General features: G+C 71.2%; 18 protein-coding genes and 3 pseudogenes. 4 read left to right on the plus strand and 17 right to left on the minus strand.

Annotated elements, in window-relative coordinates:
* Positions 1-45: 45 nt before the first annotated feature.
* The 8 genes and pseudogenes from ACZ4UX_RS09225 to ACZ4UX_RS09260 all read right to left on the minus strand — a co-directional run bounded on the left by ACZ4UX_RS09225 (position 46) and on the right by ACZ4UX_RS09260 (position 7,085).
* A complete protein-coding gene (locus tag ACZ4UX_RS09225; RefSeq protein ID WP_465706179.1) occupies positions 46-1,014 on the minus strand; it encodes an amidohydrolase family protein in 969 nt (322 codons plus the stop codon).
* A complete protein-coding gene (locus ACZ4UX_RS09230) occupies positions 1,011-1,181 on the minus strand; it encodes a hypothetical protein (RefSeq protein ID WP_465706180.1) in 171 nt (56 codons plus the stop codon). The genes ACZ4UX_RS09225 and ACZ4UX_RS09230 overlap by 4 nt, the downstream gene beginning before the upstream one ends.
* A gap of 5 nt (positions 1,182-1,186) precedes the next feature.
* Positions 1,187-1,274 (minus strand): annotated as a pseudogene (locus tag ACZ4UX_RS09235) (aminoglycoside O-phosphotransferase APH(3')-Va); the annotation flags it as partial.
* 75 nt (positions 1,275-1,349) lie between these two features.
* Positions 1,350-2,765: pseudogene (locus ACZ4UX_RS09240) on the minus strand (acyl-CoA dehydrogenase family protein); the annotation flags it as partial.
* Positions 2,749-3,378, minus strand: a complete 630-nt coding sequence (locus ACZ4UX_RS09245; protein WP_352289629.1) for a TetR/AcrR family transcriptional regulator — start codon at positions 3,376-3,378, stop codon at positions 2,749-2,751. The gene ACZ4UX_RS09245 and the pseudogene ACZ4UX_RS09240, both read right to left, overlap by 17 nt.
* Positions 3,379-3,628: 250 nt before the next feature.
* Positions 3,629-5,095: a S28 family serine protease gene (locus ACZ4UX_RS09250; protein WP_465706181.1), complete on the minus strand. Its 1,467-nt coding sequence runs from the start codon at positions 5,093-5,095 to the stop codon at positions 3,629-3,631.
* A 140-nt stretch (positions 5,096-5,235) separates the two neighbouring features.
* The gene (locus ACZ4UX_RS09255) at positions 5,236-6,168 is read right to left on the minus strand and encodes a S1 family peptidase (protein WP_465706182.1); all 933 of its coding nucleotides are present in this window, start codon (positions 6,166-6,168) and stop codon (positions 5,236-5,238) included.
* 287 nt (positions 6,169-6,455) lie between these two features.
* Entirely contained in the window at positions 6,456-7,085 is a 630-nt protein-coding gene (locus tag ACZ4UX_RS09260; RefSeq protein ID WP_465706183.1) for a TetR family transcriptional regulator, read from the minus strand.
* 111 nt (positions 7,086-7,196) lie between these two features.
* On the opposite strand from ACZ4UX_RS09260, the gene ACZ4UX_RS09265 reads away from it, so the two are divergent.
* The 3 genes from ACZ4UX_RS09265 to ACZ4UX_RS09275 all read left to right on the plus strand — a co-directional run bounded on the left by ACZ4UX_RS09265 (position 7,197) and on the right by ACZ4UX_RS09275 (position 8,832).
* Positions 7,197-7,352, plus strand: coding sequence for a hypothetical protein (locus ACZ4UX_RS09265; protein ID WP_329487454.1), 156 nt, complete (start codon positions 7,197-7,199; stop codon positions 7,350-7,352).
* Between the two features lie 41 nt (positions 7,353-7,393).
* On the plus strand, positions 7,394-7,681 hold the full coding sequence (locus ACZ4UX_RS09270; protein WP_465706184.1) for a DUF4190 domain-containing protein: 288 nt from the start codon (positions 7,394-7,396) through the stop codon (positions 7,679-7,681).
* Positions 7,682-7,953: 272 nt separating this feature from the next.
* Entirely contained in the window at positions 7,954-8,832 is an 879-nt protein-coding gene (locus ACZ4UX_RS09275; protein WP_329487456.1) for a metallophosphoesterase family protein, read from the plus strand.
* A 260-nt stretch (positions 8,833-9,092) separates the two neighbouring features.
* Here ACZ4UX_RS09275 and ACZ4UX_RS09280 read toward each other — a convergent pair whose 3' ends face one another.
* From ACZ4UX_RS09280 to ACZ4UX_RS09320, 9 genes and pseudogenes are all read right to left on the minus strand, one after another.
* Positions 9,093-11,675 carry an ABC transporter permease gene (locus ACZ4UX_RS09280; RefSeq protein WP_465706303.1) on the minus strand — a complete coding sequence of 861 codons (2,583 nt, stop codon included), beginning with the start codon at positions 11,673-11,675 and terminating at the stop codon, positions 9,093-9,095.
* 5 nt (positions 11,676-11,680) lie between these two features.
* Positions 11,681-12,436, minus strand: a complete 756-nt coding sequence (locus ACZ4UX_RS09285) for an ABC transporter ATP-binding protein (protein WP_329487458.1) — start codon at positions 12,434-12,436, stop codon at positions 11,681-11,683.
* The gene (locus tag ACZ4UX_RS09290) at positions 12,433-12,711 is read right to left on the minus strand and encodes an SHOCT domain-containing protein (protein ID WP_352289648.1); all 279 of its coding nucleotides are present in this window, start codon (positions 12,709-12,711) and stop codon (positions 12,433-12,435) included. The genes ACZ4UX_RS09285 and ACZ4UX_RS09290 overlap by 4 nt, the downstream gene beginning before the upstream one ends.
* A 288-nt stretch (positions 12,712-12,999) precedes the next feature.
* Positions 13,000-13,677 carry a response regulator gene (locus tag ACZ4UX_RS09295; RefSeq protein WP_465706185.1) on the minus strand — a complete coding sequence of 226 codons (678 nt, stop codon included), beginning with the start codon at positions 13,675-13,677 and terminating at the stop codon, positions 13,000-13,002.
* Positions 13,674-14,915 carry a sensor histidine kinase gene (locus ACZ4UX_RS09300; RefSeq protein WP_465706304.1) on the minus strand — a complete coding sequence of 414 codons (1,242 nt, stop codon included), beginning with the start codon at positions 14,913-14,915 and terminating at the stop codon, positions 13,674-13,676. Before ACZ4UX_RS09300 ends, ACZ4UX_RS09295 begins: the two co-directional genes overlap by 4 nt.
* Positions 14,916-15,121: 206 nt before the next feature.
* Entirely contained in the window at positions 15,122-17,653 is a 2,532-nt protein-coding gene (locus ACZ4UX_RS09305) for an ATP-dependent Clp protease ATP-binding subunit (RefSeq protein ID WP_465706305.1), read from the minus strand.
* 93 nt (positions 17,654-17,746) lie between these two features.
* Positions 17,747-18,493 (minus strand): VIT1/CCC1 transporter family protein, encoded by a 747-nt coding sequence (locus tag ACZ4UX_RS09310; RefSeq protein ID WP_329487463.1) that lies wholly within the window; start codon positions 18,491-18,493, stop codon positions 17,747-17,749.
* Positions 18,494-18,868: 375 nt separating this feature from the next.
* Positions 18,869-19,882, minus strand: coding sequence for an ATP-binding protein (locus tag ACZ4UX_RS09315; RefSeq protein ID WP_465706306.1), 1,014 nt, complete (start codon positions 19,880-19,882; stop codon positions 18,869-18,871).
* A 3-nt stretch (positions 19,883-19,885) separates the two neighbouring features.
* Positions 19,886-20,212, minus strand: a pseudogene (locus ACZ4UX_RS09320) (ATP-binding protein); the annotation flags it as partial.
* A gap of 975 nt (positions 20,213-21,187) precedes the next feature.
* Between ACZ4UX_RS09320 and ACZ4UX_RS09325 the strand changes: the two are divergent.
* Positions 21,188-21,721 (plus strand): nuclease-related domain-containing protein, encoded by a 534-nt coding sequence (locus ACZ4UX_RS09325; RefSeq protein ID WP_465706186.1) that lies wholly within the window; start codon positions 21,188-21,190, stop codon positions 21,719-21,721.
* The last annotated feature ends 1,304 nt before the right edge of the window (positions 21,722-23,025 follow it).

A 23,025-nucleotide genomic window follows, 5' to 3' on the forward strand; every position in this document is an offset into this window, starting at 1 on the left:
GGGCGTGGTGGGTGCCCGGCCGGGCCGGCCGGGCACCGGGCAGGGTCAGCCAGGGGTCAGCCCGAAGAGTGCGGCCGCGTTGTCGTGGCAGACCGCCCGCAGCCACTCCTCCCCCAGCCCAAGCCCGGCCAGCGCCTCCAGCTGGTGGACGTACCGGTACGGGATGTTGGGGAAGTCGCTGCCGAGCAGGACGCGGTCCTGGAGCGCGCGCAGGCGGGGCAGTTCGCTGCGCGGGAACGGGTCGTCGGCCTCGACGAAGTCGGTGAACGCCATGGTGGTGTCCAGCCGGACGGACGGGTGGCGCTCGGCGAGGTCGAGGAAGTCCCGGTACTCGGACATGCCGAGGTGGGCGACCACCAGGACCAGCCCCGGGTGCCGGTCCAGGACCTCGCCGATCGGGCCCGGGCCGGTGAACTTGCCCGCCACCGGCCCGGATCCGCAGTGGGTGACCACCGGCGTACCGGTCTCGGCCAGCAGCCCCCAGACCGCGTCCAGCCGGCGGTCCGTCGGGTCGTAGCCGCCGACCTGGAGGTGCGCCTTGAACACCCGCGCGCCGTCCTCGACCGCCCGCGCCACGTAGCCGGGCGCCTCGGGTTCGGCGAAGAAGGTCGCGGTGCGCAGGCAGTCCGGGGTGCGGGCGGCGAAGTCGGCGGCCCAGGCGTTCAGCCAGGCCGCCATCCCGGGCTTGTGCGGGTACAGCATGGAGGTGAACGCCCGGACGCCGAACTCCCTCAGCCGCTCGACCCGTTCGGCCTCGGCGACGCGGTAGGTGATCGGCCAGGGCCGGTTGACGAGCGGACCGGCCAGGTCGAAGTACGCCCACACCTTGTCGAGGACGTTCTTCGGCATGAAGTGGGTGTGCACGTCGATCAGGCCGGGGAGGCCGAGCGCCTGCCAGAAGCCGCGGACCGCAGCGGCCTCGTCCGCCTTGGTTGCCTTGTCTGCCTCGTTCGCCTCGATTATCTCGTTCGCCTCGGCGGTCTCGGCGGTCTCGGCCGCGTCGTCCGCGCTCATGCGGGCACCGGGCGGGCGCGGTCGATGATCGCCCCGGCGTCGAGGCCGGCGGGCAGGGTGCCGAAGGCCGCGCCGTGGTCGCCGCCGAGGCGGGAGGCGCAGAAGGCGTCGGCCACCGCCGGGTCGCCGTGGCGGACCAGCAGCGAACCCTGGAAGGCCAGCGCCATCGCCTCGACCAGCCGGCGCGTCCGGTACTCCAGATCGCTCAGATCGGTGAGCTGCTTTCGGAGTTCGGCGACGGCGGCGTCCAGCCGGCGGTCCGCGCCGGCGGCGGCGTCCAGCTCGCCGAGGAAGGCCTCGACGGTCTCCGGGTGCTTGGCCATGGCGCGCAGCGCGTCCAGGGCGGCGACGTTGCCGGAGCCCTCCCAGATCGAGACCAGCGGCGCCTCGCGGTAGAGCCGGGGCATCCCGGACTCTTCGACATAGCCGTTGCCGCCCAGGCACTCCAGTGCCTCGGCGGCGTGCGCCGGACCGCGCTTGCAGACCCAGTACTTGGCGACGGCCAGCCCCAGCCGGCGCACCAGCGCCTCGGTCCCGTCCCCGGCCAGCGCCCGGTCGGTGGCCTCGGCGAGGCGCATCGCCACGACGGTGGCCGCCTCGGACTCCACCACCAGGTCGGCGAGCACGTTGCGCATCAGCGGCTGGTCGACCAGCGCCTTGCCGAACGCCCGCCGGTGCAGGGCGTGCTGGACCGCCCGGGTGGCCCCCAGGCGCATGCCGGAGGCGGCGCCTACGGTGCAGTCGAGACGGGTCATGTTGACCATCTCGATGATGGTCCGGACCCCCCGGCCCTCCTCCCCCACCAGCCAGCCGACCGCGCCGTCGTACTCGAGCTCGGCGGAGGCGTTGGACTTGTTGCCCAGCTTGTCCTTGAGCCGCTGGAGGTGGAGGCGGTTGCGGGTGCCGTCCGGCAGGACGCGGGGCAGCATGAAGCAGCTGATCCCGCCAGGCGCCTGGGCGAGCGTCAGGAAGAGGTCCGACATCGGCGCCGAGGTGAACCACTTGTGGCCGGTCAGCCGGTAGGTGCCGTCCGCCTGCGGAGCGGCGGTGGTGGTGTTGGTGCGGACGTCCGATCCGCCCTGCTTCTCGGTCATCGACATGCCGGCGATCAGTCCGCGCTTGCCGTGCGGCTCGCGCAGCCCGAAGTCGTACTCGGTCGCGGCCAGCAGCGGCTCCAACTCGGCAGCCAGCGCCGGGTTCGCGCGCAGAGCGGGGACGGCGGCGTAGGTCATCGAGATCGGGCAGGTGTGACCGGCCTCGACCTGGCCCCAGACGAAGAACTTGGCGGCGCGGGCGGAGTGCACGCCCGGCCGGCCGTCCCGCCAGGGCGTCGCGTGCAGACCGTGGCCGACGGCTGTGCGCATCAGCTCGTGCCAGTACGGGTGGAACTCGACCTCGTCGATCCGGTGACCGAACCGGTCATGGGTGCGTAGCACGGGCGGGTTCTCGTTGGCCAACCGCCCCCAGTCGGCGGCCTGTTCGGAGCCGGCCAGCCGGCCGAGCTCGTGCAGCTCGGCCTCGGCCCAGCCCGCGCCGGCCCGGTGCAGGCCCGCGAGCAGGGTCGGGTCGGCGGCGGTGTCGTGCCCGTACGGCAGCGGCACCTGGTTGGTGACCTCGTGCGTCCGGGAGGGCGCGTACACCGGAGCGGGGGCCGCCGGAGTGGGTGCGGTCACGTCGGCTGCGGTCGTGTCGGGCGTGGTCGTGTCGGGTGCGGTCGTGTCAGGCGTGGTCGTGTCAGGCGTCGCTGTCATCGCGTCCTCCCAGGGCACGCAGGGTGAAGGAGACCAGGGCGGGGACCACCTCGGGCGGGGTGTCCCCGGAAACGGGTGCGTGGGCCGCGGCGAGCGGACCGGCCAGTGCCTCGCCCACCGCGCCGACCAGGGCGGCCGCGGTCAGCTCCGGGTCCTGCCGGGGCAGTTGGCCGGCCGCCACGGCGGTGGCGATCTCGGTGGCGATCACATCGCGGAACGCCCGCCGGAACACCAGCCGTTCGGCGTCCACGACGGCGTCGGCCGGCTCGACCAGCAGTACGTGGGCGAGCCTGGGCGCCCGCAGGGCGCGGGCGGCGAAGGTCTCGACCACGGCGGCGATCCGCCGCTTCGGGGTCTCGTGGCGGGCGACGGCCGAGGTCACCGCGGCGATCTCGCGGTTGACCACCCGGCGGAACAGCTCGACCGACAGCTCGGCCTTGTTGGCGAAGTGCTGGTAGAGGCTGCCGGTGGCGATCCCGGCGCGGTCCGCGACGGCGGCCATCGAGCAGCCGCCGTAGCCGCGCTCGGCGAGCAACCCGACCGCAGCCTGCAGAACTGCCTCGCGCTGGGCGTCCAGTCGGGCTTGTACGGCGGGGGTGCGTCGATAGGCCATGAAAGTATTGAAGCACCGATTCATTGCTTCGGGGAGGGGGCACGCGGCGTTCTCCGCGTCCGGCGGGGGGCCTGCGTCCGGGGAGGATTCCGGTGCGGCGGAGGTTCCGCAGCGGGCGGGGACGCCGAAGGGCCACCCGTCGCGATGGCGACGGGTGGCCCCGGTGGGTCGGTCGGCTCACGCGTGACACTCGGTGACGCGTGACGGCCGGCGACGCGTGACAGTCGTGGCGCGTGACAGCCGTGGCGCGTTACAGCCGGTGGTGCTCCAGCTTGAGGCCTTCCTCGTCCAGCGGCCCGAACGGCGGGATCTGGTGGGACTGCGCGAGGGACTTGGCGGCGGCCGGGTCGGCCAGGCCGGCCCACTCCAGCACCTTGGCGGTGGCCTGGACCGACTCGTCGGCCTTCAGCTTGCCGATGTTGGACCCGTGGTTGCCGCCGGCCACGGTGTAGACGTAGCTGTCCTCACTGCCCCGGCCCAGCCGGAACGGCTCGGCGCCCCACGGGTCGTTCTGGCCGTAGACGAAGATCATCCGCTCGGCGGAGTGCTTCACCCAGCGGTCGATGTCGCGCATCGCGGACGCGTCGAAGCGCATCGGGATGTTCTTCGGCACGTATGTGCGCGGCGAGTACAGCTCCTTGTAGTCGTAGTGCTGCAGGCCCTTCAGGTGCGAGACGTCGAAGGACGGCGAACCCAGCTGGGTGCCCGCCTGGTAGTAGTACGCGGTGTACTGGGCGAGCGACTGGTCGCTGTTGCCGGTGATGCCGGACTGGGTGTCGAACCACGCGTACAGCTGGTCGTCGGTGGCGGTGGCCGCCACCGGGACGTCGGCGCAGTCCGCCTCGGTGCTGTACTGCCAGAACGCCCAGACGACGTCGAGCACGCCCGCCTCGTAGGCCCGGTCGGCGCTGCCCGTGGTGGCGAAGGTGGAGCCGGCCGCCGCGTTGTCGGCCACGTAGCGGGCCTCCAGGCGGTCGCGGCGGACGAGCAGCTCGCGCTGCGCGGCGGCGAGCGTGGCCCGGCACTCCGGGGTGCCCACGGTCCGGAAGAACTCGGTGTAGGCGGAGTCCTCGCGGTTGTCGACGTCGTTCGGCGCGACGTACGCGATGGTGCCGTCCACGTCGTCCGGGAAGAAGCGGCGGTGGTAGGTCGAGGACATACCGCCCTTGCTGGCCCCGGTCGACAGCCACGCGCGGTGGTAGACGCGCTTCAGCGCGGTGATGATCCGGTGCGAGTCGGTGGCGGCCTGCTCGATGCCGGCTTTGGTCCAGTCGGCCGGCTCCGGGCGGGACGGCGAGAAGTAGCGGTACTCGATCGAGACCTGGTTGCCGTCGGTCAGCCGGGTCGGCTCGGTGCGCGAGGGGTTGGTGCCGAGCGTGTAGCCGTTGGTGTAGAAGACGGTCGGGCGGTCGTACCCCCGGTGCAGCACGCTCAGCCGCTGCTGGAAGGTGCCCAGCCAGGGCCGGAGGTGGTCGATCGGCTGGGTGTAGGTGAGCAGGAAGTAGCGGTGACCGGTGGTGGTCGGCTTCTCCTCGGTGACGGTCATCCCCGGGATCGCGGCCAGGCGGTCCTTGATGTCGGCCGCGGGGTTGTCCGCGGCCGAGACCGGGCCGGCCGACGCGTCGGCGCCGGCCGCCAGGGCGGGCGTCGCCAGACCGAGGCCGAGCAGCGGCATCAGCAGAACGGCGACCAGCAGCCTTCTGAGCTTGGTGGACATCAACTCTCCATCGGGTCAATGGAACTGTTCGACACTCTCCGGCAATCGGCGCCCGACTGCCGGACGATCGGCCGTCCGGTAGACGGCCGAGTGGGCCACCCGCGGGATCGCGGATGGCCCACCGGGGAAAGATGTGCTGATCAGGGGCGCGGCAGGGTGCAGCCGGCCCGGGTGAGGTCGAGGCGGTTCCCGGCGGCGAAGCAGGCCGGGATGCCGTAGGTCTCCTGGGCGTAGTTGATGCCCTGGCGGACGGTCACCACACCGTTCTGGTCGACCTCGCACGGGTTGTTGTCCGTGCAGCGCTCGCCGTCCTCGTTACCCGTGTTGTTCACGGCCACGACCTGGCCGGTGCTGGTGTCGATCACCGGGGAGCCGGAGGTACCGCCGATCGTGTTGCAGCTGGAGGTGTAACGGACCGAGTCCTTCCAGGTCCAGGAGCCCTCCTTGAGCCGGTAGACGAAGCCGTCGACCGAGCACGAGTAGGTCTTCTTCCAGTACCCGGAGACGACCTTGATGGAGGTGCCCTGCACCGGGTGGCTCGCGGAGATGGTCAGCGGGGCGATGCCGTAGCTCGACTGGATCGCGGCATAGGTGGTGTTCAGCTGGTAGATCGACACGTCGGTGTCGGTCATCGTGCCGTAGACCACCTTGTTCGCGCGCAGCGTGGCGACCTTGGAGCCGGTGCCGTTGAGCAGCGAGAACGTGCGGCTGGAGGACTGGTTGACGACCACCTGGCCGGGGCCGGGGAACCCGGTCTCCAGGCAGTGGCCGTTGGAGAGGATGAGCGCCGGGTCCGTCGCGGCGGAGGCCGGGAGCCGGACGAGCGAACCGGAACAGTTGCTGAGCGCCACCGTCCCGGCGAAGTTCACGGCAGCCCTGGCCTGCTGGTCCTGGGACGGGGCCTGGAGCAGGGGGTCGGCCAGGGTCTGGGCCGCGACCTGTGCCTCGGCCGCGGCCGCGGGGGCGGTCCGCGCGTCCGCGGGCGACGAGGCGACGGCGGCGGGGGCGCCGGCCAGGGCGGTCGCCCCGGCGAACAGGAGCGCGGCGAACGTGCCTATGAGCGGCTTCTTCATGAGAGACCTCTCGTTGTGGGGGTGCACCAAAACTGGCGCGGACATGACGAGTTGTCAAGAGTCCACCACGAGGGGAGGTCAGACGGAGGGAGGCCTCGGGGGCTGGGGAGCGGAGCGGCGGGAGTGGGGACCGGGGCGCGGAGCGGCGGGAGTGGGGCGCGACAGTGGGGCGCGGGACCGAGCCCGGCGCGCGGGCGATGCCGGGCCCGCGGGCGATGCCGGGCGCGCAGTCAGAGCCGGGCGGCGCGCCCTAAGTGGGACCGCGGCACCGCCGACCAGGGCTACCGTCAGCCACCCTGCCAGTGGCGGCGACCGAGGCTGATCAGGCGCAGCTGAAGGCGGGCGGTGGCGGCGATGTGCCGCTCGCGCGCCGGGTCCCCCTCCTGCGCCTCCAGGAGGGCGGCGGCCGTGGAGACCATGTGGTCGACGTACAGCTCGGCGAGCATCCGCAGATCCTCCTCACTCCACCCCTGCGACACAGGTTGGAACGCGAGCGCCGCACCCACCTCCGTGGCGAAGCGCCCGAGTTCGACGTCGATCGCCTCCCGCACCTGCCGCACTCCCCCGTGCCGCTCGCGCGCCAGGAAGCGGACGTGCGGCCGGTGGTCACGCACATGCTGCTCGATGACGTCCACCGTCCGGTCGATCAGCTCGTCAGACCCGCCCGCACCGGCGAGCACGGAACGGATCATCACATGGAGGCTGGCGAGCGACTCCTCGACCAGGGCCACCCCGAGGGCGGCGAGGTCCGGGAAGTGCCGGTAGAAGGCGGCCGGCGAGAGCCCCGCCTCCCGGGTGACCTCGCGGACGCCGACGCTCGCGAGGTTCTGATCGGCCAGCAGGTGCAGCCCCGCGTCCAGCAACGCGCGCCGACTCTGCTGCTTCTGGGCCTGTCTGGCCCCAACGGTGTGACTCACGCCATTCAGTAAACAATCGTTTGCCGAAAATGGCCAGCCCGCGTAGAGTGACAGAGGATTCAGCGAACACTTGTAAACCCAAGGCGGTGGAAGCCGCCGGAAGGGACCGCCATGATCCTGCTCACCGCCCTGGTCGCCATGGGCGTCCTCATCGGCGCCGCCGCGCACACCACGCTCCCGGTCTTCCTCACCGCCGCCGCTGCCATCGCCGCCTGGCTGCTCGCGTTCGGCGCCCGCGAGGGCATCGCCCGCCTGCGTCAGCGCTGACCCTCTCGCCACACCCCCGTCCCGGAAGGACACCCGCCGTCATGAACACCGCCACCGCCACCAGCACCGGCGCCGCTGTTCGGCGCCACCGCACCGCCGAGGCCGACAACCTGGCCGTCGCCTCCTTCCTGCTCGGCCTGCCGGGCCTGCTGCTCTTCAACATCGTTCTCGGCCCCCTCGCCATCACCCTCGGCACGCTCGCCCTCGTCCGGGGCACCCACCGCCGCGGGCGCGCCCTGCTCGGCATCGTCCTCGGCATCGCCGCGCTGGTCGTCCTCGCCGTCACCACCGCCACCAGCCACGGCGTGCTCTGGCAGATCGGCGACTGACCTCGGCGCCGGTCACGCCGCCCTGGCGGCCCAGCGGCCCAGTGGCTCCGGCGTCCTGGCGGCCCCCTCGGCCCTCGAACGCCCTGGACGCCCTGGACGCACTGGCCGCTCCGGTCACTCCGGTGACTCCGGTCACTCCGGTCACTCCGGTCACCCTCGTCCCAACGGCGGAACCGAGCCGCTCGAACGACTGATCCAGCCAACCTGCGGCGCGAAGCCCGTCCGTCCCCGTACTGTGGCGGCATCGGCCGGGTGACGACATGGGGGCTGGAGTGACGACCGAGTACCAGAGTGACGCGCAGTCGGGGCGGACGGGAGGCCCCGGACGGGCCGGCCGGCTGCTCGCCGTCAGCGATCTGCACGTCTCCTACCAGGAGAACCGCGACCTGGTGGCGAAGCTGCAACCCGACTCGCCCGACGACTGGCTGATCGTCGCCGGTGACATCGCCGAGATCAGCACCACCATCGAGTGGTCCCTGAGCCTGCTCGCCGAGCGCTTCGCCCGGGTCATCTGGGCCCCCGGCAACCATGAGCTCTGGACCCACCCCGACGACCCGGTGCAGCTGCGGGGTGTCGCCCGCTACGAGTACCTGGTGGACCTCTGCCGCCGACTCGGTGTCGTCACTCCCGAGGACCCGTACCCGGTCTGGGAGGGCGCCGGCGGACCGGTCGCCATCGCGCCGCTGTTCCTGCTGTACGACTACACCTTCCGGGCTCCCGGTACGACCACCAAGAAGGAGTCCCTGGAAGCCGCGTACAACAGCGGCGTGGTCTGCTCGGACGAGCGGATGCTCCACCCGGACCCGTTCCCCGACCGCGACTCCTGGTGCCGCGAGCGCGTCCGGCTCACCGAGAAGCGCCTGGCGGCCTGCGACCCGGAGCTGCCGCTGGTCCTGGTCAACCACTACCCGCTGGTCCGCCAGCCCACCGAGATCCTCTGGTACCCGGAGTTCGCCCAGTGGTGCGGCACCGAGCTGACGGCGGACTGGCACCGGCGCTTCAACACCGCCGCGATGATCTACGGGCACCTGCACATCCCTCGGGTGACCAACTACGACGGCGTCCGCTTCGAGGAGGTCTCGCTGGGCTACCCCCGCGAGTGGCGCCGCCGCGGCCTGCCGGACCCGTTGCTGCGTCAGGTGTTCCCCTAGCTCGACCGAGCGCCGGACCCGGCCGGGCTGGATCCGCCCGGCCGGGCACCGGGGCGACCCCGGTGCCCGCTGGACGGAACGCAGGTCGGGCCGGGGTGGCCGAGCCGGCGCCGGCTCGGACCGGTGGCCGGTGGGCCAGGTGGGCCGACGGCGCGTGACGCCCCGTCGGCTCACCCACCCTGCGCTCACCCGGCCGCCGCCCCGACGGCCGTCACCTCGTCGTCCTGTCACCCCGCGCCTCCGCATTCCGCGCCGCCTCCTCATTCCGTCGCGATCGCCCTGAGGATGTCGAGCCGCGCCGCCCGGCCTGCCGGGCGCAGGCCTGCGACCGCGCCCGCCGCCAGTCCGGCCACCAGCACCACCGCGAGCTGTCCCGGCGGGATCGCGAACGAGCCCGTCCCGGCACTGTCCGAGGCCCGCACCAGCGCCCAGCCGAGGAACGCCCCGAGACCGAGCCCGCCGACCGTCCCGAAGGCCGCCACCAGGACGGACTCCCAGCGCACCATGCCCCGCAGCTGCGCCCTGGTCTGGCCGACCGCCCGGAGCAGCCCCAGCTCCCTGGTCCGCTCGTGCACGGCGAGGGTCAGGGTGTTGGCGATGCCGAGCAGGGCGATCAGCACCGCCAGGGCCAACAGCGCGTAGACCACCGAGAGCATCATGTCGACCCCGCCGGCCGCGCTCGCCGCGTACTGCGCCCGGTCCTGCACCTGTGGGTTCCCGAAGGGGGCGGCGGCCTTCTCGACGGCGGCCCGGCCCGCAGCGAACGGCACGGAGGCCTTGAGCCCGACGGCGACCATGGTGTCCGCGTCCTGCCCGCGGTGCGGCGCCCAGGCCTGGCGGGTGATCAGGTAGTCCCCGGCCAGACCGCTCTCGTCGTACAGGGCGCGGACCGTGAAGGGGCCGCTCGCGCCGTCCGTGAAGGCGACGGTCACGCTCTGGCCGAGCCGCCAGCCGCGCTGCCCCGCCTCGCTGCGAGCCACCGCCAGGCCGTCGGTGCCGAGCGCGTCGAGGGCGCCGTCGACGCGGCCGAGGTCGACGATCCCGGCCAGTCGCGCCGGGTCGGTGACGTCCAGTACCCGCCCGTGACCGTCGATCCGCGCCACGCCCCGGCCGAGGCCCACCGTCTGCCGTACCTCCGGCAGTTGGGCGAGCGCGTCCGCCAGCTTGGGGCTGACCCCGCTGCCGCCCGCACCGAAGGAGGGCGCGGTGACGGCGAGGTCACCGGCGAAGGACGAGCTCACCGTGGAATCCAGGGTGGCCTTGACCGAGGCGCCGAACACCGTGAACAGCGTGACCACCGCGACGCCGATCATCAGGGCACTCGCCGTCGCCGCCGTGCGGCGCGGGTTGCGGGCCGCGTTGCGCCGGGCGAGCGTGCCGGAAACCCCGCGCAGCCGTGGCAGCGGCGCGCCCAGCGCCCGGACGGCGAGTGCCGCGGCGACCGGACCGAGCACCACCACACCGGCCAGGACGGCCAGCCCACCCCCGGCGGTCAGGGCGACCGACGGCCCGTCCGTCGCGCCGAGAACGGTGACCGGGACACCTGCCGCGACCAGCAGCCCGCCGAGCCCGACCCGGGCCCTGCCGGACCACCCCTCGGCCGCCCGGTCCACTCCCGTCTCACGCAGCGCCGCCAGCGGCGCGGTGCGCCCGGCCCGGACGGCCGGCAGGAGCGCCGAGCCCACCGCGACCAGGGTGCCCACGAGCAGCGGCAGTACGACCGCGGCCGTACTGATCACCATGCCGCCCGTCGGCAGCGAGAAGCCGAGTGCCGAGAACAGTGCCTTGAGCCCTGCGGCCACGCCGATCCCGGCGAGCAGCCCACCGAGCGAGGCGAGCACACCGACGACCAGCGCCTCCGCCAGGGTCGCCCCCAGCACTTGGCCCCGCACCGCCCCGAGCGCCCGCAGCAGGGCGTTCTCCCTCGTCCGCTGGGCGACCACGATCGCGAAGGTGTTGTGGATGGTGAAGGTCGCGACCAGCAGGGCGATCCCGGCGAAGACCAGCAGCAGGGTGGTGAACATCGTCAGGAACCGCCCCGAGACCATCGCGGTGCTCTCCTGGGTGGCCGCCGTACCGGTGATCGCCTCCACCCCGCCGGGCAGCTCCGGGGCGATCCTCCTCACCAGCTCCTGCTGGGAGATCCCGTCCGCCGCCCGGACCTGGATCGAGCCGGCCTGACCGGCGCCCTTGGGGGTGAGGTGGCGTTCGGCGTCGGCCAGGGTCAGTGCGGTGAACGTGCTCGGACCCATCCCGTCCGCGCTGTCCCCGAAGGTGGCGATGCCGACGACGGTGACGGTCACCGGGTCGGGGGTGCGCAGCACGGTGGTGGAGCCGATGTGCAGCCCGCCGGCCTTCGCCGCACCGCGGTTGACCACGGCCTCGCCGGGCGCCTGCGGCGGGTGTCCCTCGGCGAGCCGATAGGGGTTGAGCCGGCTGTCGGTGAGCCAGTTCCCGGCCAGGGTCGGCGGCCCCTGCCCGCCGACCGGCTTGCCGTCACTGCCGACCAGCTGGCCGGCGCCCTGGACCGACGCCTCGGCGGCGGCCACCCCCGGGACGGCCCGCAGCCGTTCGGTGAGCGCCGTGTCGACGGGTGCCCGGACACCTCCGGGTGTCCCGGGGGAGTCCAGGACGTCGGCGCTGCGGACCACCACGTCGGTACCGGCGTTGGCGTCGGCGAACAGCGTGTCGAAGTTGGAGCGCAGGGTGTCGCCGAGCACCATCGTCCCGGCCAGGAAGGCGACCCCGAGCAGGATCGAGAGGAAGGTGCCGACCAGGCGCCGCTTGTGCGCTCCCAGGGAGCGCACACTGAGCCGGGCGGCAGCGGTCGCGGCGGCCGTCATGGAACTCATGACCGCCCCCGTTCGAAGGCCTTCATCCGGTCCAGCACCCGGTCGGCGCTCGGCTGTTCCATCCGGTCGACCAGCCGGCCGTCGGCGAGGAACAGGGCCTGGTCGGCGTAGCCGGCCGCGGTCGGGTCGTGGGTGACCATGACGACGGCCTGCCCCATCTCGTCGACCGCCCGACGCAGCAGGCCGAGCACCTCGCCGCCGGTGCGGGAGTCGAGGTTGCCGGTCGGCTCGTCGGCGAAGACCACCTGGGGCCGCCCGGCGAGCGCCCGGGCCACGGCGACGCGCTGCTGCTGGCCGCCGGAGAGTTCGCTCGGGCGGTGGTGCAGCCGGTCGCCGAGGCCGACGATGTCGATCAGCGCGTCCAGCCAGCCCCGGTCGGGTGCGGCGCCGGCCAGGTCGAGCGGGAGGGTGATGTTCTCCCGGACGGTCAGTGTGGGTACCAGGTTGAACGCCTGGAAGACGAAGCCGATCCGCTCCCGGCGCAGCAGGGTGAGGCGCCGGTCGCCGAGCGGGCCGAGCTCGGTACCGCCGATGTAGGCCCGGCCCGCGGTGAGGGTGTCCAGGCCCGCCGCGCAGTGCATCAGGGTGGACTTGCCCGAACCGGACGGCCCCATGATCGCGGTGAACCCCCCGGCCGGGAAGTCGACCGTGACGTGGTCCAGCGCCCGGACCACGGTGTCGCCGACGCCGTAGACCTTCACGGCGTCGACGACCCGCGCGGCGGTGTCGCGTACGACATCGAGTGTGCTCACTTCCCCGCGCCCCCTCGGCCCTGCTCGCGCCCGCGCCGGCTCTCGGTGAGGACGGCCCGCTTGGCGCGGTACTCCTCTGCGTCGATGGCGCCCTCGGCGTACCGGCGGCCGAGGACGGCCAGCGGGTGGTCCGCCCCGCCGCCGCAGCCGCGGCGCCAGACCGTCCGGCGCAGCACGACGATCACAAGGAACACCACGGCGGCCCAGGCGAGCGGGATCAGCAGGATCCAGGGGCCGGGCCAATGCCCGTCGTGGTCGGCCAGCAGCGTGTACATGGTGGTTCATCTCCTCGGCGGTGGGCTTCAGCCGCTTCGGGGTGCGTCCCGAAACACCTAGAGCGTCCCGCCGGGGAGCCTGCTCCCGCGTCCTCCGGGCAGCGGCCGTTGAAGTACTCCCGCGGGAGTACGGACGGCCCGGCAGCCGTGCGTGGGAAGTAGCGGACAGGCACGGGGAAGGGGTGTACGACGTGCCGGCCCCGGGCGTGCGGGACGGCCCGGGGCGTACGAGAAGGCCCGGGCCGGGACGTCGTCCAGGCCCGGGCCCCCGCCCGCCGGAAGCCGCCCTCAGCCCAGCCAGCCGGGCCGGACCAGCCCCGACTCGTAGGCCAGCACGACGAGTTGCGCCCGGTCCCGCACACCGAGCTTCACCATCGCCCGGCTGACGTGCGTCTTGGCGGTCAGCGGGCTGACCACCAGCCTGCGGGCGATGTCCGCGTTGGACAGCCCCAGACCCACCAGCGCCAGCACCTCCCGCTCCCGCTCGGTGAGCGCCGAGACGTCCGAGAGCCCCGCCGGGGTCTGCTCCGGCGCCTTGGAGCGGGCGGCGAACTCGCCGATCAGACGGCGCGTCACCCCCGGCGAGAGCAGCGCGTCCCCCGCGGCCGCGACCCGGACGGCACGCAGCAGCTCGGCCGGCTCGGTGTCCTTGACCAGGAAGCCGGCCGCCCCCGATCGCAGGGCCTCGGAGACGTACTCGTCCAGCTCGAAGGTGGTCAGCACGACCACCCGCACCTCGGTCAGGGCCGGATCGGCGGCGATCCGCCGGGTCGCCTCCAGCCCGTCCGTGCGGGGCATCCGGATGTCCATCAGGACGACGTCCGGGCGGAGTTCGCGGGCGAGCCGGACGGCGGCGTCGCCGTCGTCCGCCTCACCGACCACCGTCAGGTCGTCCTGTTGGTCGAGCAGCGCCCGGAAGCCCGCCCGCACCAGCAACTGGTCGTCCGCCAGCAGTACCCGGATCACTCGTCCTCCGCCCCGGTCGTGGGCAGCGTCGCCCGGACCCGGAATCCGCCGGCGCCCAACGGCCCCGCCGTGATGGTGCCGCCGAACGCGGCGGCCCGCTCCCGCATGCCGATGAGTCCGCTGCCGGTGCCACCCGCGTCGCCGATCGCGGCCGGACCGGGGTCGTCGACCGTGACGACCAGCGCGGTCGGGTCCGACCAGTCCAGACCGACCGTGGCCCGCCGGGCCACCGAGTGCCGGATCACGTTGGTCAACGCCTCCTGGACGATCCGGAACGCCGTGAGGTCGACGCCGGCGGCCGGTGCGCGGCGGTCACCCGTCTCGCGCACCTCGACGGCCAGCCCGGCCCGCTGCGCCTGCTCGGTCAGCTCGTCGAGCCGGGCCAGCCCGGGCGCCGGACCGCGCGGCGCGGCCGTACCCGGCCCGCGCAGCGTCCCCAGCACCTGGCGGACCTCGCCGAGGGCCTCCTTGCTGGTCGCCTTGATCGTCGTGAGCGCCGTACGGGCCTGCTCCGGCCTGCTGTCGATCAGTTCCAGCGCGACCCCGGCCTGGACCGTGATCAGCGACAGGCTGTGCGCCAGGATGTCGTGCAACTCGCGCGCCATCCGCAGCCGTTCCTCGTCGGCCCGGCGCTGCTCCTGCTGCTGGCGGTACTCGCGGTGGGCGGCGAGCTGCTCCCGCCGGAACCGGACGATCTCGGCCACCGACAGCACCAGCAGCAGCCAGGCCACCAGCCCGAGCTCCTGCCACCAGGCGATCTGCTGCGGCTCCGTGCGCAACCAGTCGGCCGGCACCACGAAGGTGATCAGCACATGGGCGAGGTAGACCCCGCCGAGGCCCGCCCAGGCGGCCTGCCGGTGCCCGGAGGCGACCGCCACGCAGCAGGCGATCACCCAGCTGGCGAAGACCGGCCCGTACGGATAGCCGGCGGCCAGGTAGAGCACCGTGACGGCCGAGCTCCCCGCCACCGCCGCCACCGGCCACCGACGTCGCAGCACCAGCAACGCCGGCCCGAGGAGCAGCAGCAGGTAGCCGAACGGGTCCAGCTGGACCCGCCCGCTCTGGTGGCCGGCAGCCGCCGTGGACCCCACCACCTGCACCGCCGCGACGACCAGCGCGGTGGCGACCGGCCAGCCGGCCTTCGCTGCCCGCACCCACGGCGGGCGCCAGGGCTCGGCCTGCCCGCCCTCGGACACGGCGGACCCCGGCCCGGGATGCTCTCCCGCCCCGGGGGGCATTCCCGACACGGGCGGCTCCTCGGACGACGGCCCGGGGTGCGCCCGCGACGGCTTGGGTGTAGGCGGCGTCATGCCCGGAAGGCTAGACCCCGGGCCCGGCCCACCGCGTCACCCCGGGGTGGCGTTCGGGCGTACTCCCGCGGGAGTACGCCCGAACCTCGCTGACCGGTCCGACCTGGTCCGCACCGGCAAAGTCGACCGCACCGCTACTGCTGCGGATCGGCGGCCTTCGCCCAGGCGTCCTCCGCCGTCGCCGAGGGCTCCGGCCTGGCCAGCGCCACCACCAGCTCGCCCGCATCCACCTCCGCGATCAGCGTGTCCCCCTCCTGCACCGTGCCGTCCAGCAGCAGGTTGGAGATCCGGTTGTCCAGCTCGGACTGGATGGTGCGGCGCAGCGGCCGCGCCCCGAACTCCGGCTGGTAGCCCCGGTTGACCAGCCACTCCTTGGCCCCGTCGGTGATCTCCAGGTCGATGTTCTGCGCCTTCAGCCGGCGCCGGCTCCGCTCCAGCATCAGGTCGACCACCTTGAGGAGGTCCTTGCGGGTGAGCGCGTGGAAGACGATCACCTCGTCGATCCGGTTGAGGAACTCCGGACGGAAGTGCGTCCGCAGGTCCCCCATCAGGTCGTCCCTGATCTCGTCCACGTCGCCCGCGTGCTCCAGGATCCGCTGGGAGCCGATGTTGCTGGTCATGATCACCACGGTGTTGCGGAAGTCGACCGTACGCCCCTGGGCGTCCGTCAGCCGCCCGTCGTCCAGCACCTGGAGCAGCAGGTTGAAGACGTCCGGATGCGCCTTCTCCACCTCGTCGAAGAGCAGCACGCTGTACGGCTTGCGGCGGACCGCCTCGGTGAGCTGCCCCGCCTCGTCGTAGCCGACGTACCCGGGCGGCGAGCCGACCAGCCGGGAGACGGTGTGCTTCTCCTGGAACTCGCTCATGTCGAAGCGGATCATGCGGTCCGGGTCACCGAACAGCAGCTCGGCCAGCGCCTTCGCGAGTTCGGTCTTGCCGACGCCGGTCGGCCCGAGGAACAGGAAGGACCCGGTCGGCCGCTCCGGGTCGCCCATCCCGGCCCGGCCGCGCCGCACTGCCTGGGCGACCGCCGTGACGGCCTGGTCCTGCCCGATCACCTTCCGGTGCAGGTGCTCCTCCAGCTGGAGCAGCCGCTCGCGCTCGGTCGCGTTCAGCTCCGCGACCGGGATGCCCGTCCGGCCCGAGAGCACCTGCGCGATGTCCTCCGCGGTGACCGCGACGACCTCCTCGCGCGACTCCCTGACCGCGGCCAGCTCGTCCTCGGTCTGCCGCAGCTCGGTCTTGAGGTTGGCGGCCCGCACGAACTCCTCGTCCGCGACGGCCTCCTCCAGTTCCCGGCGCAGCTTGGTGATCCGGTCCTGCACCGGCATCGCCTCGGTGGAGCCGCTCAGGCTGCGCAGCCGCACCCGCGCACCGGCCTGGTCCAGCAGGTCGATCGCCTTGTCGGGCAGGAAGCGGTCGCTCACGTACCGGTCGGAGAGGCTCGCGGCGGCGTCCAGCGCCTCGTCGGTGAACCGCACCTGGTGGTGCGCCTCGTAGGCGTCACGCAGCCCGTGCAGGATCTCGACCGTCTCCTCGACGCTCGGCTCCGGCACCAGCACCGGCTGGAAGCGGCGCTCCAACGCGGCGTCCTTCTCCACGTGCTTGCGGTACTCGTCAAGCGTGGTGGCGCCCACCACGCTCAGTTCGCCGCGGGCCAGCGCCGGCTTGAGGATGTTGCCCGCGTCCATCGAACCCTCGCCGCCACCGCCCGCGCCGACCACGGTGTGCAGCTCGTCCAGGAAGAGGATCACGCTCTTCTCGGCCGCCGTGACCTCGTCGATCACGCTCTTCAGCCGTTCCTCGAACTCGCCCCGGTACTTGGAACCCGCCACCAGCCCGGTGAGGTCGAGGGCGACCACCCGCTTCTCGCGCAGGCTCTGCGGCACGTCCCCGGAGACGATCCGCTGCGCCAGACCCTCCACGATGGCGGTCTTGCCGACGCCGGGTTCGCCGATCAGCACCGGGTTGTTCTTGGTCCGGCGGGAGAGGATCTCGACGGTCTGCTCGATCTCCTCGGCCCGGCCGACCACCGGATCCAGCCTGCCCGCCCGCGCCTCCTCGGTCAGGTCCCGGCCGTACTCGTCCAGGGTGGGCGTCTGGCTCGGGCGCGCGCCGGTGCTGCTGCGCTCACCACCCGTCCCGCGCCCTTCCATCACCGTGCGCAGCGCCTCCGGCGAGGGCGCCGCGTTGCGCAGCGCCGTGCCGGCGCCGGAGCGCTCCTCGTCCAGCAGCGCGCCGAGGATGTGCTCCGGCCCGATGTACGACGCGCCGGCCTCTTGGGAACGGGCGTGCGCGGCGAGCAGCGCGCGCTTGGCGGACGGCGTGAGCGCCGGGCGGCCGCCCGGCGTCTGCGCCCCGCCCCCGGAGGGCAGTTCCCTGCCCAGGTCCTCGGCGAGCTGCTCGGGGTCGATGCCGGCACGCTCCAGCATCCGCCGCGAGGCCTCCACCTTGGTGGCGGCCCAGACCAGGTGAGCGGTGTCGAGGTCGCTGCTCCCGTCCTCGGTGGCGCGTTGCGCGGCGAGCGCCAGCAGCTCCTGCGAGGACTCGCTCAGCAGCCGCCCGATCGGCACCCGCTGCACGGCGGGCGGGGAGGCCGTCGGACTCATGCCGAAGAACCGGCTGAGCAGGTCGGAGAACGGATCGCTCGATCCGAACGGGGGCATGGTCACCGTGGTTCACCTCTCCCAAGCAGTCTGCGCTCACACAAACACAGCCTCCCTGTCCCCGCACCCGCTCGGACGCCGGTCAGGTGCCGGTCAGCCGCCCGTCACCCGGTCGAGCAGGACACCGCCGCTGTAGGTGACCACCATCGCCAGCGAGCCGCCCGCCACGTTCCGCAGCACCGCCCGCAGCGGCCCGGCGCCGCCCAGCCGGGCGCTCACCCAGCCCGACGCGGTGAGCGCCAGCAGGACGGCCGCCACCGTCACGCCCAGCCGCCAGGACTCCGGCGGCAACAGCACGGCGAGCAACGGCACCAGCGCCCCCAGCGTGAACGCGGCGGCGCTCGCGAACGCCGCCTGCCAGGGGTTGGTGAGCGCCTCCGGGTCGATCCCCAGCTCGGTGTGGGCGTGCGCCGCCAGCGCGTCCCGCTCGGTGAGCTCCACGGCCACCCGACGGGCCAGGCCGTCATCGAGCCCGGCGCCCCGGAAGAAGTCGGTCAACTCGTCCAGCTCACCCTCCGGATCCTCCGCCAGCTCGCGCCGCTCCTTCGCCAACGCGGCCTGCTCGGTGTCCCGTTGCGTGCTGACCGAGACGTACTCCCCGGCCGCCATCGACATCGCCCCGGCCAGCAGACCCGCCACCCCCGCCACCACCAGCGCCGTCCGCGAACCCGACGCCCCGGCGACACCGGTCACGATTCCCGCCGTCGAGACCACACCGTCATTGGCCCCGAGCACGGCCGCCCGCAACCAGTTCAGCCGCGACGACAGCTCAGCCCGACTCTCACCCTGCGCCGGCCCGTCAGCCTCCCCGGCCACCTCGGCCGAAGTCTGTCCGCCCATCAGCGATCACCTCCGATCATGCCCCGGGGCTACCCGCTCCCCCGATGATCAATCCGCCCACCCGCCCCCTCCCCGCAAACGCCTGCGGCCCAGACCAGAACAACCGTCCCGACCTGGGCCCCAGCCTCGGTCTCACATCTCCAGGCAGTGTGCGCGGACGGTTTCAAACCGCCGTCGTCTGCTTCGTAAGGATTGGCGTGGTGCATTCGCCCTGACCTGCACCCCGCCCGGCCTGCCCGTTCCCCGGTCACCGCACCGCCAGCGCCCGCGACTGACCGCCACGTACCGCCCGATCTGGCACAACAGTGGCATGGCCAGGTGAACCTCTCAACCACCGGTCAATTGAACCGTACGCCCGCGCCAATGCCCCACGCCTTACTCGCCGGCAGCGCGAGTGGCCTCCCTTTCCGTAGGCCTCCACGCTGCCTGTGAGCGGATCCGATCAGGCACCGGCTCGATCACCCCGGCATTACGAAGCTTATAGAAGACTTGCTTTACGCGATTCTCCGACGCGATGCCCGTGAGCGATCTAGCCGTCTTATTGGAGATCTCTGAGCTATTCCTCAAATACTCCATAATTAGTTCCTCAGGGCGAGCCAGTGGAGTGTGCGCAAGAACCACGACGAACGCATTGTCCTCGACAACAAATTGAGGCTCTTTGAGCTTTGCCGCCTTCATTGCGCTCATCACCGTATCCAACCCCTCGCCAATGTCTTTGTTTGGGGGATCGGGATACTTATTAAGGAGTCGCACAATGCTCGGATTTCGCGCAAAGCGATCAGTGAGAATGTTGGCAGACGTCATGTGCCCCGGGAGTCGACCGGGGCTCCGAACTTCTACACGGTTATCAAAGATTGAGATTAGAATATCATCAGAAACATTATAGTCGCGATGAATCACGGCATTCACAATGATTTCTTTCAGTGCCTCCGGTGGGTACTTGACCGGCGACATCATGCCATCCGTCCCCAGAATTGGCACAGCCTCAATGATTTCAGCGACAGCATCGAGCGTACGCTCGATCAACAGTCGCGCCGGGCCATCGATCGTAAGAGGCGTACCCTTGAGGAATTTTCGATCCGGCACCGCCTCCCCGCTCTCATACCGCGCGATCTTGACAGAGCACCGCTTAGGAACGACAGCCGCCGGCTCTTCGGAATAAAGAATCGCAGCAGCAACCGTGGCCAGACCATCCGACTTTGTTACCAGCCTCTGGCGCTTGAGAAACTTCTCAGCCGTTGCCGCCGGACTGTAGCCCTGCAAGAAATTCTGAAGCTCGGACTCCTCAGCAATTTCATCAAGGCTGTAGTCCTTCAAGGGCTGATCCTCGTAGGAGCGAGCCCCCTTGGAGAGCGCCAGATCTGCGATCTTGGTGCCGGTCAGCTTCATGGATTGGGCACCCTTCCGCTGATAGACCTCATCCTTCGAGGTCTTGTGCACATCGGCGCTTTTCTGGATAGTCACCAGACAACACGTGCCGCGGCTCTCTTCTCCTTCGATCCACAGGTACTCAAGGTCGTATGGGATCGGTGGGTCGACCTCCCCAACTAGATTCTGGTGAACCCAGTTGGCATCCTCGATGGAGGGAAATCCTTTCCAGCGATCAATTCCGACGAACCGCTTCGGATCTTCAATCCCTACGATAAACTCCCCGCCTTCGGCATTCGCCAACGCCGAGGAGATCTCCTGGACATTTCGCCCCCCACTCTCTGCACTCTTAAAGTCCCAAAATGCGACTCTTGGCGATTTGCAAGGGAAAGTGCTTCATCTAGTGAGAGAAACCGCTCTTCCATGTCCCCTCCGAGGATCAGCCAGTCAGCTTCGATCTCGTTTCGTCGGCGATTCAGACGCCGCGTTAGATAAGCACCCTACTCCAACCGGTGGGCAGCGATACATGTTACGAAGCAGTAGGTCAGCTGAGAGGCGGTGGAGAGGTTTTGACCGGAGTCCTGTCAGCTCTGGGGCCGAGCGTGATCGGGGAGCCGTAAACCGTTGCGACTCGGTCAGGGCTTCTGAGCCTGACCGCAATTGGGCCGAGTGGGCTCCAGTCTTGCCCGACGCGGCTCCCGGAGCGGGGAGAAGACAGGAGCGGCGACGAGCGACTGGGCCCCGCGCCGGCGCGCCGTGCGCGCCGTGATGAAGTAGCGAAAGTCGAAACAGTTCCCCTCCCCTACTCTTTGACTCTCACCAACCGGCCGACCTCGCTTGGCTGGTGGCCTTCTTGCCAAGGTGCACGCCCCCATGCTGATCTCGTGTCAGTGCCGGAGCCGAGGGGGCAAAGTGGCGGAACTGACGGTCAAGCCGTGGCGGCGGCCGGGCAAGGATCGGCTATACGTCAACCTGCCTGGACCCCATGGGCAAGCGGTCGCGTGACTGGACTTTCTGACTGGGGTCGTCACGAGCGCCGATGCCGCTCATGCAGCATCGGCGCTCGATCGGATCAGGGACTGGTGCCGGACGTACGGCCGGTCGATTCCGCCGCTGACAGTGGTCTACAAGATCTCCTCGCCACCCTCTCCGACGCCCGTTCCCCCTCGCCCCGCCTCGCCTCCCGCGGTCGCGCCCGCACTGCCGGCGGCGCTGCCCACACTGCCACCGCTCACTGCCGAGGAGGACCTCGCTTCGAATCGCCCGGGCGAGGGAGTCCGGGACATGATCCGGGCTGATGAGAGCAAGAGGACATGGCTGGTGCGCATGGCAGCCAAGCTCTCCGGCGACGACCTGACCCGCTCCGAACTGAGCAAGGGACTCGATGGAGAGAGACTGGTCGGTGGGCTGCTCGACGGCCTGCGGGCGCACGGCTGGTACGTGTTGCATGCCGTACCGCTGCCGAGTGGTGCGGACACCGACCACGTGGTGATCGGACCGCCCGGGGTGTTCACGGTGAACACCAAGCACCACCCCGACGCCACGGTCTGGGTCGGGGACAAGCGGCTCACGGTCAACCGCAACAGCTACCCGTACATCGAGAAGTCCAGCTTCGAAGGCAACAAGACAGCAGAACTCCTGCACCGCTGGTGCGGCCTCGCTGTTCCGGTGCACCCCGTCATCGCCGTCGTGGGCGCTCGGACGCTGACGCACAAGGGAAAGCCCGATGTCGATGTGCTGGACGGCGCCCAGATCGTAGCTGCCCTCGGCTCTCACCCTCCCGTACTCGAACCGCACCGTGCAGCAGCAGTCTTCGACATCGCGCGTCGGCGGAGCGTCTGGACCCAGCTCGGTCGTTGAGTGAGGCGGCGGCCAGTCGGTCGGCAAACAGGTGCTGGCCATCGTGGGTCCGTGTGCTCGGAGCCGTGGCGCTTCGGAGGGCGTCCAAGATGCGTACGGCGAAGACCTCGCCAGCACGGCCCCTCGACCTCGGCCGGGGTGAGCTAGTCGACCGCAATCGACTCGTCGGACAGTTGCTCGGTGCCACCTTCAGGGCGGCAGCGGAAGAGGCTTCCGGCCGGTGGCCCTCCCGGCCGAGATCGTCGACGACCTGGCCCACCACCTCGACCGGTACGCCAGCCCCGGCCAAGACGGGCACCTGTCATCGGCCCCCGCGGCGGCAAGCTCCGGCGGAGCAACTTCCGGGACGACTGGATCCGGCCCAGGACCGCCGCCGGGGTGAGTGAGGATGCCCACTTCCACGACCTCCGCGACACCGGAAACATCCTCACCTCGCAGAACGGCGCCTTCAGTGACAGGGGCCGGTTCGCGAGGTCCTCAGTCCGAACTGGCCCTCGGTGCCGCCAGCCCGGGCAGCGCGTTTCATCACGCTGGGGCCCGGCTGGCTGTGGGATCAGGTGCAAGCTTTCCGATCTCATTACATCGGGCATTGACGAGCACTAGGGTGCCGCCATGGCTTTCGACACCAGCGCCCTGCGAAAGACGAGCGAGGTACCCGCATTCCCCTACCAAGAGCCATCCACGATCTTCGTCTCAGTCTCAGCCGCAGGGCTGGTTCGACAAGCCCACATGCTTAACGGGAAGGCAGAGATGCTGAGAAGGCACCAAGCAGGTGACCTTCTCGTAGCAATTCGCCCAGGTCATCCCTACATTGAGTCGTTTGTGATTGACAACCCTGCCAGGGTGGCGTCGATGCTGAAGCCCTTCAAGAGCGGCCAGCGGAGCAAGATCACCCCGACCAGGTTGCCTGAGATTTCGGCATCCCGATGTTCGGGCTGCGGCAACCTGCCCCGCAAGGGTCGACCGCTGTGTCGCCGTTGCGACACCAGCCCTAAGCAGGCCCAGAACCGCGGCGGCGGAAGCCGGCGAGCCTCAACCTGCTTCCGCTGTCGCGCGGACCTTGTCCCCGGTGGCTCCCTTGCAAGGGCGGACAACGGCAAGTCTGTACATGCGGCCTGCGCAAAGCCATGGGAGAGGGTTCTGCGCCAAGCCCGGCAGGTCAACAGACGAGCACAGGACATGCGTGAGACGACGGCAACCACAGCTAGGAAAGCCGACAACACGGGTTGGACTCCCGGAAGCGGTGGGACCATAGTCGCCGAGGCTCTCGCAAACCCGGATAACTCACGGTCTCACAAACCCAA

Source organism: Kitasatospora sp. NPDC028961, from assembly GCF_055564815.1.